Raw genomic sequence first — 12057 nt, 5'->3', positions numbered from 1 at the left:
GATGATGCTGCGAGTTTTGATCTTGAGCCTTTCCCTGTTTACCGGCTTCGTCCAGGCGACTGTCCTGCAACGTCCGGTCACGTTGACGACTGACAACGGCGAACTTTTCGGCTCGCTGTTGCTGCCCAAATCCGACAACCCCGTGCCGGTTGTCCTGATCCTTTCTGGCTCGGGTCCTACCGATCGTGACGGAAACAACCCCGACGGTGGACGCAATGACAGCCTCAAGCGACTGGCCTGGGTGCTGGCCAAACACAACATCGCCAGTGTGCGTTTCGACAAGCGCGGCGTGGCGGCCAGCCTGGCGGCAACCCCGGACGAGCGAAACCTGTCGGTGGAAGCCTACGTGGCGGACGCTGTAGCCTGGGGGCAGAAACTGAAAGCCGATCCGCGCTTCGGTCCGTTGATTTTGCTGGGCCACAGCGAAGGTGCATTGATCGCCAGCCTGGCGGCGCCGAAGGTGGACGCCGCAGCAGTGATCTCTCTCTCTGGCACAGCCCGGCCCATTGATCAGGTACTGCGCCGGCAATTGGCCCGCAGCCTCCCTCCTCCTTTGATGCTGCGCAGCAACGAATTGCTCGACAGCCTCAAGGCCGGGCGCACCGACGACAATGTGCCGGCGCCCTTACAGGTGATTTTCCGTCCGAGTGTGCAGCCGTACCTGATTTCGCTGTTCCGTCAGGATCCGGCGGCGGCCTTCGCTCAACTGCAAATGCCGGCGCTGATCGTGCAAGGCAGCAACGACATTCAGGTCCAGGTCGATGATGCGAAATTGCTCAAGGCTGCCAAACCGGACGCGCAACTGGCGCTGATCGAAGGCATGAATCACGTGTTGCGCATCGTGCCCAACGACGTGAAGCGACAACTCGCCTCCTACAAGGACCCGAATTTGCCCCTGGCGGCTGAACTGGGGACACGCGTCCTTGAATTTATTGACGGACTTCGCACCCGTTAAGCGGTGTTTGCCCTCTAGTCCTGGGAAAAACGGCCGATAAGCCTTTGTCGCCAGCGTACTGGCTGGCGGCAAGCAGCTTGGACAGGATCTCGCCGTTATGACTGATACCCAGACTTCACCCGACACCACCGCTGAAAAAGACGCACCGCCAGCGGTCGAGCTGCCATGGGCGGATGTCCACGTCGAGCACCACAAGATGCTCCGCCTGGCGCCGTTGCAGACTGACCGCAATACCGGCGGGCGGCCGCTGCGCTTCGTTGAATTCGGATACGCAGAGCGCAACGGCAAAGAACACAGCCTGATGCGTATGGCGATCAAGTTGCCTGCTCAGCGTGTGCGCAAAGAACAGAATCATCTGGACGTGTGGGTCGATCACACGACCAAACGCGTGCATTTCGGCCCGGACAGCGGTCTGCAGATCGAACCGATGAACCGTGGTATCGGCCGCTTCATGGCCGCCCAGGGCATCAACTGGGCGAAAAAACGCTGGCCCACCTACACCGTCGACGGCATGGACTTGAACAACAAGGACGCGCTGAACGAAGACACTCGCCTGCGCCGCGATCACTTTTTGCGGGTGCATGGCTTTGATGTGGTTTACGCCGATGCCCAGCATTTGAAGGGCAGCGTCAAGGAAGTGAAGGTTGGTGACTTGCTGGGCGACTGGAACAGCGAGAAGTTGCAGATCGTCGAAATTCTTGAAGCTGCGCAAATGCTGCAGCAGGCCGAGCAGAATCTGGCCGAGCAGGAAGTGAAGCTGAAGAAGCAGGAAGACAAGGTCAGCAAGTTCAAGCGCGAAGATGCCGGGTTGCGGTTCACCATTACTTGTCTGGTGGCGTTTGCGGTGTTTCAGGCCGGGTTGCTGATCTGGATTGCAACGCACCGCTAAGACCATGATCGTTCCCACCGAGGTGGGAACGATCGGTTCAGGTCAGACGCGGGAAGCAAACAGTGCCTGATGGGCGCGGCACTGTTCGGCGGTCAGCATGAACACGCCATGCCCGCCGCGCTGGAACTCCAGCCAGGCGAAATCGACTTCCGGGTACAGCGCCTCGACGTGGACCTGGCTGTTGCCCACCTCGACAATCAGCAAACCCTTCTCGGTCAGGTGATCCGCCGCTTCGGCGAGCATCCGGCGTACCAGGTTCAAGCCATCGTCGCCACAGGCAAGGCCCAGTTCCGGCTCGTGCTGGTATTCGTCCGGCATGTCGGCGAAATCTTCCGCATCGACGTAGGGCGGGTTCGACACGATCAGGTCGAAACGTTGACCCGGCAGACCATCAAAACCATCGCCCTGCACAGTGAACACCCGCTCATCGACGCCATGCCGCTCGATGTTCTGGTTCGCCACTTCCAGCGCTTCGAACGACAGATCCGCCAGCACCACTTCGGCGTTCTGGAACTCGTAGGCGCATGCGATGCCGATGCAGCCGGAGCCGGTGCACAGATCGAGAATCCGCGCCGGCTCGTCACCGATCCATGGGGCAAAACGGTTTTCGATCAGCTCGCCAATCGGCGAACGCGGGATCAGCACGCGCTCATCGACGATGAACGACATGCCGCAGAACCAGGCTTCGCCCAGCAGGTAAGCGGTCGGAATGCGTTCTTCGATGCGACGCTTGAGCAGGCGCTGAAGATTGACCAGCTCGTCGTCTTCCAGCGCGCAATCCAGATAGCTGTCGGCGATTTCCCATGGCAGGTGCAAGGCACCGAGCACTAGCTGCCGGGCTTCGTCCCAGGCATTGTCGGTGCCATGGCCGAAAAACAGATCCTCCCCATGGAAGCGGCTGACGGCCCAACGAATGTGGTCGCGCAGGGTACGAAGTCGGGAAGTGATCACGGGGCAGAACTCCAGAAAAAACGACTGGCGATTCTAGCAGCCAAAACGCGCCGCGACGACGCAGGAAAGATTCCGGGGCGACGGTAGGACGCTTCCGATTTTCCCCTCGGCTATTGAACAGATCGTGTAACTTGACAAGTCTGCAGGCCAGCAACGACGGTGTCTACGATGGTAGCGATTCACAGAACCGCTCAGCCAGAGGAGAATGTCGCAAAAGCCCCACCCGAAGGAGCCCCAGAATGTCCGTTCCAAAAACGATGTTTCAACTCAGCGGTCGCGGTTACGCAGCGGCCACGTTGAGCCATGCCACCGTGGTCATCATCGATGCCCAGAAAGAGTACCTCAGCGGCCCGCTGGCCCTGAGCGGCATGGACGCGGCTGTCGCGAACATCAAACAACTGGTTGCCGCCGCCCGCGCGGCCGGCCGGCCGATCGTGCATGTGCGCCACCTCGGCACCGTCGGCGGTCTGTTCGACCCGCAGGGCGAGCGCGGCGAGTTCATCCCCGGCCTGGAACCCCAGGGCGATGAAACCATCATCGGCAAGTTGCTGCCGAGCGCCTTTCACGGCACCGAACTCTACGATCGTCTGCAAACCATCGGCTCGCTGGACCTGATCGTCTGCGGTTTCATGAGTCACTCCAGCGTCAGCACCACCGTGCGCGCGGCGAAGAACCTGGGTTTCCGCTGCACCCTGGTCGAAGATGCCTGTGCCACCCGCGATCTGCCATTCAAGGGCCGCGTGCTCAGCGCCGAACAGGTGCAGGAAGCGGAAATGGCGATCATGGCCGACAACTTCGCCACCCTCGCGCTGACTCAGGACCTGATCTGATCGACCGTAAATGAGCGGCTCAGCCCGCCGCTCATCTGCAAAAACCTCGCATTTGCTTCAATTACCCTAGCCTCAGGAACAACCCGGTCAACTCCCGGTCGAAGGGCCGATACCCATTGAGGAAGGTCGGAATGAAGTTATCCGATGGATTTGACGCACGCCGCTTGCGGCCCAAAGGCCAAAGCAACTGGCGATTTCGATTCGGCGCGGCGATTGCGGCCATACTGGCGACGTTCGGCGTGCTGCTGGCGATGGCCGGGGCCGCCAGCCTGCTGGGGCGCCCACCGGCGCTCGGCGATCTGAACGCAACCCCGCTCGGCTCGGCGATCATTCTCGCAGTCGGCCTGCTGCTCCTGTATTTCGGCGTGGCCCTGTGGCGTCGTTGCCGGCGTCGCGCACGGCAATCGCGGGAATTGAACATGTCCCCGCACCTGATGAAAAAACACGATTGATCGACGGCCTGGCTTTTTGCCGGGCCGTTTTGTATCCGTTTGGGTAAACTGGCCGCCCTTCGCGGAGGCTGACATGCAAGACGACGATTTTTCCCTGTTCAAAAGTGCGATCCAAGGCGTCAAGCCGATCAAGCACGACCGCGCCGACACCGGCAAACCCAAGACTGACCGTGCACAGATCGCCAAGCTGCGCCAGTCCGCCACCGTGCGCACCGACACCACCACCGTTGACGGCCTGTCCGATCAGTTCGTGATTGACGTCGGCCCCGAAGACGAGCTGATGTGGGCCCGTGACGGCGTGCAGGAAAGCCAGATGCGCAAGCTCAAGATCGGGCAGATCCCGTTCGAAGGCAGCCTCGACCTGCACGGCATGAGCGTAGAAAAAGCCCGCGAAACCCTCTGGGCGTTTCTCGCCGAAGCCACCAGATTTGAAATCCGCTGCGTGCGCGTCACCCACGGCAAGGCTGTGCGTCTGGACGGCAAGCGGCCGATGATCAAAAGCCACGTCAACACCTGGCTGCGCCAGCATGCGCAAGTGCTGGGTTTCTGCTCGTGCCAGGCGAAACATGGCGGCGCCGGCGCCGTGTATGTGATGCTCAAACGCACCATGATGGAAGGCCGCGACGAATAATCCCGTCACACCGAACTTGCAGGGTCGTGTCCGCCACCGTACCCTTGCCCTTTGCGAAAATCCCCACAGGTAGTTTCATGTCCCTGGAACAGAATTACACCGCGATTCTCGGCCAACTGGGCGAGGACGTCTCCCGCGAGGGCCTGCTCGACACGCCAAAGCGTGCCGCCAAAGCCATGCAGTACCTCTGCCGCGGTTATGAACAGACGCTCGAAGAGGTCACCAACGGTGCCCTGTTCAGCTCCGACAACAGCGAAATGGTGCTGGTCAAGGACATCGAGCTCTACTCGTTGTGCGAACACCACCTGCTGCCGTTCATCGGCAAGGCCCACGTCGCGTACATCCCGAGCGGCAAAGTGCTGGGCCTGTCGAAGGTCGCGCGGATCGTCGATATGTACGCCCGCCGCCTGCAGATTCAGGAAAACCTCAGCCGCCAGATCGCCGATGCGGTCCAGCAAGTCACCGGCGCGCTGGGCGTGGCCGTAGTGATCGAGGCCAAGCACATGTGCATGATGATGCGCGGTGTGGAGAAACAGAATTCGTCGATGATCACTTCGGTGATGCTCGGTGAGTTCCGTGAAAACGCGGCGACCCGCAGCGAGTTTCTCAGCCTGATCAAGTAATGCGTGACAGAAAAAACCGGCGTTGATCGCCGGTTTTTTTTCGTCCGTGAAAAATCGGGTAAGCTGCGCGCCTTCTTCAATCTCCCTGTGAGGCTTGTAACGTGTTCGTCAAAGCGCTTCGTGTCGGCCTCGGCCAACTGATCATTTTCGTGGACTTTCTGACCCGCCCGGGCAAGAAGCAGCGCCACGCCGCTGCCCAGGCTCAGGTTGATGCCGCCGCCAGGAACCTGACCCTGTATCAGTTCCACGCCTGCCCGTTCTGCGTGAAAACCCGCCGCAGCCTGCGTCGCCTGAACGTTCCGGTGGCCCTGAAGGATGCGAAAAACAACGAGCAGGATCGTCAGACCCTGCTGGAACAGGGCGGCAAGATCAAGGTGCCGTGCCTGCGCATCGAAGAGAACGGCCAGACCACCTGGATGTATGAGTCCAACACCATCATCGAGTATCTGAACCAGCGGTTCGCCGCAGTCTGAATCAAAAAAACCGGCCTGATGGCCGGTTTTTTTATGCCGCCTGTGCGGCCTGTGCCTGGCGCACCACCGCTGCCAGGCGTTTGAGCCCTTCGTCCAGTCGAGCCGGATCGATGTGACTGAAGTTCAGGCGCAGATGCCCGGGGTTGCGATCCGGATCGGGGAAGAACGGTTCGCCGGGCATGAACGCCACATCATTGGCCAGCGCGGTGTTCAGCAACGTGCGGGTGTCCAGCGGTTGCTTCAGGGTCAGCCAGAAAAACAGCCCGCCCTGCGGCGTGTTCCAGTCCGCCAGATCGGCGAAATGGGTTACCAGCGCCGATTGAAAGGCGTCGCGGCGCTGACGATAGAAGCTGCGCAATTCACTCAAGTGCTGCTGATACTGCTCACTGCCGATCCACTGCAACGCCTGCCATTGACCGATGCGATTGGTGTGCAGATCCGCCGATTGCTTGAGTTTGAGCAGGTGCGGGAACAGGTCCGGGCTGGCAATCAGGTAGCCGACGCGCAAGCCTGGCAGCAGGGTTTTCGACACGGTGCCGGTGTAGATCCAGCTGGATTTCTTGAGGCGCCCGGCAATCGGTTGAGCGCTGCCGCCGTCGAAGGTCAGTTCGCGGTAAGGCTCGTCTTCGATCAGGGTCACGCCGAATTCGTCGAGCAATGTCGCAACGGCTTCGCGCTTGGCTTCGCTGTAGCGCACGGCCGATGGGTTCTGGAAGGTCGGAATCAAATAGATGAACGCCGGGCGGTGCTGCTCCAGACGCTGGCGCAACTGTGCGAGGTTCGGGCCATCAGCCTCCAGCGGCACGGTCAGGCAATCGGCGCCGAACAGCTGAAAAATCTGCAAGGCCGCCAGATAGGTCGGTGCTTCGAGCAGGATTTCGGTGCCCTTGTCGATGTACAGCTTGGCCGCCAGGTCCAGAGTCTGCTGGGAACCACTGACTACCAGCACCTGACTCGCCTCACACGGTAAACCCAACGCCCTCGCCTCTGCCGCCAGCGCTTCGCGCAGTGCCGGCTCACCTTCACTCATGCCGTACTGGCCGAGAGAAACTGGCATCTCAGCCCACTCGACCTTCGGCAACATGGCTTCAGCCGGCAAACCGCCAGCGAAAGACATCACTTCCGGACGCTGGGCCGCGGCAAGGATTTCACGGATCAGAGAACTTTTGAGGCGCGAGACACGTTCGGAAAAAGCCATGGAAGTCACCGCTAGCGAGGCAAGGGAAAAATGAGTCAAACTTGTTGACTGAAATTACGACACCTCACTCGGAAACGTCAACATGCTTGACCTTAAAAACTGCGCCAGCCAACAACAGGCCATGGAAGCCTTCTTCTTCGGTTATCAGGCGTTCACCGCCAAGGCCGACGAAATGCTCGAGCGTCGCGGCCTGTCCCGAGTGCATCAACGCATTGTGTTTTTCATTGCCCGCTATCCGAACCTGAGCGTCAAGGAATTGCTCGCGCTGCTCGGCGTCAGCAAGCAGGCGCTGAACATGCCGTTGCGGCAATTGCAGGAAATGCACTTGGTGAACAGCGTCGCGTCCGAGACCGATAAACGTAAACGCCTGCTGGAGCTGACCGTCGAAGGTGCGAAATTTGAGCAGGCGCTGCGTCGTGAACAGGTGAAATTGCTCGAGCGCGTATTTGCCGAAGCCGGCGAAACGGCGGTCAACGGCTGGCTGACGGTGAATCTGGCGCTGGGAACCAATCGCCCAACCGAGTGATATAGCTCGATCACCAGTCTTTTCGTCTACAAAACCAAAAACAATATTTGCTTTATTTGTACACAAAAGCATAATCCACAGCGTGCGAGTTCCTGACTACACGGTCAACAAATTCGCGTATGCCTCAAAGGACCGCTGCCACCCCTCATGGGTCCGGTCCTGGAAATAACAATAAAACTCTTGAGGAGTACTCGCTGTGGAAAGCCGCAAATCCGAAGCATCGACGCTGGAACTCTCGCCGCCGTTACGCACTGGCCTGCTTGAGCGCATCTTCAAACTCAGCTTGCATGGCACCACGGTGAAGACCGAGCTGATTGCCGGTCTGACAACCTTCATCACCATGGCCTACATCATCTTCGTCAATCCGAACATCATGGCCGATGCCGGGATCGATCACGGTGCCGCCTTCGTCGCCACCTGTATCGCCGCCGCGCTGGGCTGCCTGCTGATGGGCCTCTACGCCAACTGGCCGGTGGGCCTGGCGCCGGGCATGGGCCTCAACGCGTTCTTCACCTACACCGTGGTCGGCACCATGGGCTACAACTGGGAAACCGCGCTCGGTGCGGTGTTCGTCTCGGGCGTGCTGTTCATGATTCTGACCTTTTCGCGGATTCGCGAATGGCTGCTCAACAGTATTCCGGTCAGCCTGCGCTATGCGATGGGTGCCGGCGTGGGTCTGTTCCTCGGGCTGATCGGCCTGAAAACCGCCGGCATCGTCGTCGATAGTCCGGCCACCCTGATCAAGCTCGGCTCGCTGCGTGAACCCGGTCCGCTGCTTGCCGCCATCTGCTTCCTGATGATCGCGATCCTCAGCTACCACAAAGTGTTCGGCGCGATCCTCATCAGCATTATCACCGTGACCCTGGCTGGCTGGGGAATTGGTCTGGTGCACTACGAGGGCATCATGTCCGCGCCGCCAAGCCTGGCGCCAACCTTCATGGCCATGAACGTCGCCGGCGTGTTCAACGTCAGCATGATCAGCGTGGTGCTGGCCTTCCTGTTCGTGCACATGTTCGACACCGCCGGCACCCTGATGGGCGTCGCCCAGCGCGCTAACCTGGTGAACCCTGACGGGCGCATCGAAAATCTGTCCCGCGCCATGAAAGCCGACTCCGCCTCCAGCGTATTCGGCGCGGTAGTTGGTGTCCCTCCCGTCACCAGCTACGTGGAAAGTGCAGCCGGTGTGGCCGCTGGTGGTCGGACTGGTCTTACCGCCGTCACCGTGGGTGTGCTATTTATAGCCGCGATGTTCTTTGCACCGCTGGCCGGCATGATTCCCGCCTATGCCACCGCTGGCGCGCTGATTTATGTGGCGATGCTGATGATGGGCGGCATGGCGCACATCGAATGGGACGAAGCGACCGACAGCATTCCGGCGATCGTCACCGCGATCATGATGCCGCTGACCTTCTCGGTCGCCGACGGTATCGCGCTGGGCTTCATTACCTATGTCGCGCTGAAGGCCGGCACCGGTAAATACAAGGAAATCTCCGTCAGCCTGTGGGTGCTCTGCGCGATCTTCATCGCCAAGTTCATCTTCCTGTAAGCACTACGCGGTTCATGCTTCAAAACAGCCTCACCTCACCGGGTGGGGCTTTTGCACATTCTTGATAACGATAAAAAGGAGCACATGATGAGTCTGGAAACCTGGCTGCTGTTCAGCGGCGCTGCGCTGGTGGTGATCCTGATTCCGGGGCCGCTGTCGTTGCTGATGATCAGCAACAGTCTGAATTACGGTCTACGCCGTTCCTACCCGGCCTTTCTGGGTGGCGTGAGTGCATCGATCTGCCTGCTCAGCGCTTCGGCTCTGGGCCTGGGTGCCCTGCTGCTGGCATCGGAAAAGCTGTTCAGCGCATTGAAGATCGTCGGCGCCCTGTACCTGTTCTACCTCGCCTGGCAGAGCTGGCAGCAATCGCGTCAGCCATCGGTCGGGGCCGAAGTCCCGAATGCAGCGCCGGCTCCACGCTTTCGCGCGCTGTTCGGTCGAGCCTTTGTACTGGGTGCAAGCAATCCAAAAGACATCCTGTTCTTTGCCGCCTTCCTGCCGCAGTTCCTTAATGCCGAGCAGCCATTTCTGCAACAACTGCTGGTGATGATCGCGACCTGGACGGTGCTTGATCTGTTGTGCAAGCTGACCTACGGCCTCGGCGCCCACGGCGCGGCGCGTTACCTGCGCAGCGGCAAGGGCCAGAGCTGGTTCAACCGCATCAGCGCCGGATTGTTTGGTGGCGCAGGGGCGGCATCGTTGCTGAGCAGCCACTGACCCCGGCACACCGGCTGACACCTGGAAACACCTGATTCGGTGCGTAGACATATCTACCGCATTTCGCCGAGTCGATTCATTGAACATCCAGCCTCTCCCGTCCGGAGAGACATGAATCGACTCTGCGAGTACCTATCCCATGAGCCCCAAACGTCCAACACGCCCCAAACCTGCAACCTCATCACAGGAATCGAACGTCGGGATCCGCGATTCAACGATTCCGATCATTTCACGTCCACCCCCGACAGCCCCTCATCACGGTATCGACGCAACACCCACAATCGCCCCGCGCGATTTTGTTCACACATCCCTTGAACACAGCGTCCTGGAGATCGTCGATCTCCCCGCTGACACGCGGATAACCCCTGTCGCTCCCCACATGCCGATCGACCAGTATTTTCTCCCACCGAGACTGCTCACCCGCCTGCCCGATCCCGATCCACGATCAGGCATTCGATCAGCCGGGGCGCTGAGGCACTATGTCGATCTCCAGGAAGGTGGAACAGTGCTGGTCGGCAACGATGCGGAAAACGGTTTCAGGGCCAGGCTTGCGAGTGAAATCAACCCTTCCGGCCCTCGGCTCGAACAGATAGAAGGCTCACTTCAATGGCGCGTACGCTCGAGGGCTGAAACCGACGACGCGCCTTCCACGCTGTTCATCAGTCGCGTGCCAGTGCCGCAGGACGCTGCCACATCCGGACAATGGGCTGACCCGTGGCGGCAATGGGAACCTCCTCTCCATCACCGATCGCCAGACGACATCATCGTCGACGGAATCCATTACAAATTGCTGCCGCGTGGCACCGATGCCGGAGATCCGATCGTATATATCAAGAACCCGGAGCACATGATTTACGACTTCGCGCTGTTGGAGCGGGTTCTGCGAAGAGATTTCATGCAACAACCCCGTGGCGCGATCCGCGTACCTCCTGCGTTTCACTGGGAAATCGACCCGAATCCGCCCTTCCAGCAACCGTTGACGGACTATGTCGCCAATCGGTTTCCACAACTGTCCCAAACCACGGTCCGCAACGTGGCCAGACACCAGTTCGTCCTCGCCAATGGCGGCGACATTGCCACGGGCAGCGGACTTACCCGGCTCAGGCAAACCTTCAATGACTGGCGCATGGGCAACGATGCACTGCGCCCGGAGCTGGCCGATCCACTGCTGATGCTGCCGATACTGCATACGTCCAGCAACGCCCACAGCAACGATCTGACGCTGGAGCTTCCGACTCCCAATACGGACGGCTCCCTGCAACGACTGGACTTCGATCCGGAGAGGTTTCGGCCGCAATGGCGAAATTACATGTTGACGCAGTCAGCGGTCGACCTGAAGCGCTTCATGGCGTACGTGCTGCGACACAATGGCTACGAAGTTTTCGATCCCAGCAGGGCAACCGTATATCCAACGTTGGTTCTTCGCCAGAAGATGCACGACTTTGTGTATTGCCTGAGCCTATATCGCGTCAGGGGCCGGAAAGTTCATCGGCTGACGAATCTCGAGCCGAACAACTTCGACGCACGACTGGAGCATCTGGTCGACCCGCCGGCAGCACAGGTGGTCAGAGAGGCACATGCACAAAACCGGTTGATCTGGCTCAAGGGTGGATCTCAAATACTCGCCTCCCACGCGGATACCGTTTTCATCGTCAGGGACAATGACGCGAGGCTTTGAAGCCGTGACTCTGCCTGCCGGGGGTGGTTCGAAACGCAAAAAAAAGCCCGCAGTGTGAGCGGGCGAAAGACCAAAGAAGCTATATGCGCAGTCGCTTCCCGGCAGGGGCAGCTGCTTGGGGGTCAGCTGCCCCGATAGGTGGAATAGCTGTAAGGCGAGATCAGCAACGGCACGTGGTAGTGATCCTGTTCGGCAGAGATGCCGAACCGCAGCACCACCACGTCCAGAAATGCCGGCTCCGGCAACTGGACGCCACGGGCGCGGTAGTAATCGCCGGCGTGGAACTGAACCTGATAGACACCGGTACGGTAGTCATCGCCTTGCAGCAGCGGCGCATCGACCCGGCCATCGCTGTTGGTAAGCGCACTGGCGACCAATTCCAGGTGCGAACCTTCAACGCGGTACAGCTCGACCTTGATCGAGCTGCCCGGGCAACCGTGTGCAGCGTCCAAAACGTGTGTTGTCAAACGTCCCATTGATTCTGCGCGCCTGCCTGCGTGGAGCAGTCAGACCTCGCGCCTCCCGAAGTCAGTTGAAAAGGAGACCGCACCGTTTCGGAGCACGAAAAGCTGCGGCGAGCGACTGATT

At 59.9% G+C, this 12057-nt stretch carries 14 protein-coding genes; 11 read left to right on the top strand and 3 right to left on the bottom strand.

Translation table 11 applies throughout. From position 1 onward, the window contains the following. Position 1: 1 nt before the first annotated feature. Positions 2 to 955 carry an alpha/beta hydrolase gene (locus CAF76_RS09475; RefSeq protein WP_039769918.1) on the top strand — a complete coding sequence of 318 codons (954 nt, stop codon included), beginning with the start codon at positions 2 to 4 and terminating at the stop codon, positions 953 to 955. A gap of 97 nt (positions 956 to 1052) precedes the next feature. Continuing rightward, positions 1053 to 1844, top strand: coding sequence for a hypothetical protein (locus tag CAF76_RS09470; RefSeq protein ID WP_085649374.1), 792 nt, complete (start codon positions 1053 to 1055; stop codon positions 1842 to 1844). A gap of 42 nt (positions 1845 to 1886) precedes the next feature. Here the strand turns inward: CAF76_RS09470 and prmB are convergent, their stop codons facing one another. Continuing rightward, complete coding sequence (prmB, locus tag CAF76_RS09465; protein WP_064594620.1) at positions 1887 to 2795, bottom strand: 50S ribosomal protein L3 N(5)-glutamine methyltransferase; 909 nt, start codon at positions 2793 to 2795, stop codon at positions 1887 to 1889. A 239-nt stretch (positions 2796 to 3034) separates the two neighbouring features. Between prmB and CAF76_RS09460 the strand changes: the two genes are divergently transcribed. From CAF76_RS09460 to CAF76_RS09440, 5 genes are all read left to right on the top strand, one after another. Next, the gene (locus CAF76_RS09460; protein ID WP_011333204.1) at positions 3035 to 3625 is read left to right on the top strand and encodes a cysteine hydrolase family protein; all 591 of its coding nucleotides are present in this window, start codon (positions 3035 to 3037) and stop codon (positions 3623 to 3625) included. 131 nt (positions 3626 to 3756) lie between these two features. Next, a complete protein-coding gene (locus tag CAF76_RS09455) occupies positions 3757 to 4077 on the top strand; it encodes a hypothetical protein (protein ID WP_085649373.1) in 321 nt (106 codons plus the stop codon). Between the two features lie 73 nt (positions 4078 to 4150). Then, positions 4151 to 4708: a Smr/MutS family protein gene (locus tag CAF76_RS09450; protein WP_085649372.1), complete on the top strand. Its 558-nt coding sequence runs from the start codon at positions 4151 to 4153 to the stop codon at positions 4706 to 4708. A gap of 77 nt (positions 4709 to 4785) precedes the next feature. Continuing rightward, the gene (gene folE, locus CAF76_RS09445) at positions 4786 to 5331 is read left to right on the top strand and encodes a GTP cyclohydrolase I FolE (protein ID WP_003204506.1); all 546 of its coding nucleotides are present in this window, start codon (positions 4786 to 4788) and stop codon (positions 5329 to 5331) included. 101 nt (positions 5332 to 5432) lie between these two features. Beyond that, positions 5433 to 5804 carry a glutathione S-transferase N-terminal domain-containing protein gene (locus CAF76_RS09440; protein ID WP_085649371.1) on the top strand — a complete coding sequence of 124 codons (372 nt, stop codon included), beginning with the start codon at positions 5433 to 5435 and terminating at the stop codon, positions 5802 to 5804. A 31-nt stretch (positions 5805 to 5835) separates the two neighbouring features. Here CAF76_RS09440 and CAF76_RS09435 read toward each other — a convergent pair whose 3' ends face one another. After that, on the bottom strand, positions 5836 to 7002 hold the full coding sequence (locus tag CAF76_RS09435) for a PLP-dependent aminotransferase family protein (RefSeq protein WP_085649370.1): 1167 nt from the start codon (positions 7000 to 7002) through the stop codon (positions 5836 to 5838). An 82-nt stretch (positions 7003 to 7084) separates the two neighbouring features. Here CAF76_RS09435 and CAF76_RS09430 point away from each other — a divergent pair, with 82 nt between their 5' ends. The 4 genes from CAF76_RS09430 to CAF76_RS09415 all read left to right on the top strand — a co-directional run bounded on the left by CAF76_RS09430 (position 7085) and on the right by CAF76_RS09415 (position 11469). Beyond that, a complete protein-coding gene (locus CAF76_RS09430; RefSeq protein WP_085649369.1) occupies positions 7085 to 7528 on the top strand; it encodes a MarR family winged helix-turn-helix transcriptional regulator in 444 nt (147 codons plus the stop codon). 196 nt (positions 7529 to 7724) lie between these two features. After that, complete coding sequence (locus tag CAF76_RS09425; protein WP_064594610.1) at positions 7725 to 9074, top strand: NCS2 family permease; 1350 nt, start codon at positions 7725 to 7727, stop codon at positions 9072 to 9074. Positions 9075 to 9161: 87 nt separating this feature from the next. Next, on the top strand, positions 9162 to 9791 hold the full coding sequence (locus CAF76_RS09420) for a LysE family translocator (protein WP_085649368.1): 630 nt from the start codon (positions 9162 to 9164) through the stop codon (positions 9789 to 9791). A 139-nt stretch (positions 9792 to 9930) separates the two neighbouring features. Then, positions 9931 to 11469 (top strand): hypothetical protein, encoded by a 1539-nt coding sequence (locus CAF76_RS09415; protein ID WP_143491826.1) that lies wholly within the window; start codon positions 9931 to 9933, stop codon positions 11467 to 11469. 122 nt (positions 11470 to 11591) lie between these two features. Here CAF76_RS09415 and uraH read toward each other — a convergent pair whose 3' ends face one another. Further along, on the bottom strand, positions 11592 to 11945 hold the full coding sequence (gene uraH / locus CAF76_RS09410) for a hydroxyisourate hydrolase (RefSeq protein ID WP_011333195.1): 354 nt from the start codon (positions 11943 to 11945) through the stop codon (positions 11592 to 11594). Positions 11946 to 12057: the final 112 nt, after the last annotated feature.

It is taken from the genome of Pseudomonas sp. B40(2017) (assembly GCF_002112855.1).
Classification (GTDB): domain Bacteria; phylum Pseudomonadota; class Gammaproteobacteria; order Pseudomonadales; family Pseudomonadaceae; genus Aquipseudomonas; species Aquipseudomonas pharyngis.
This window is presented reverse-complemented; position numbering and strand designations above follow the sequence as displayed.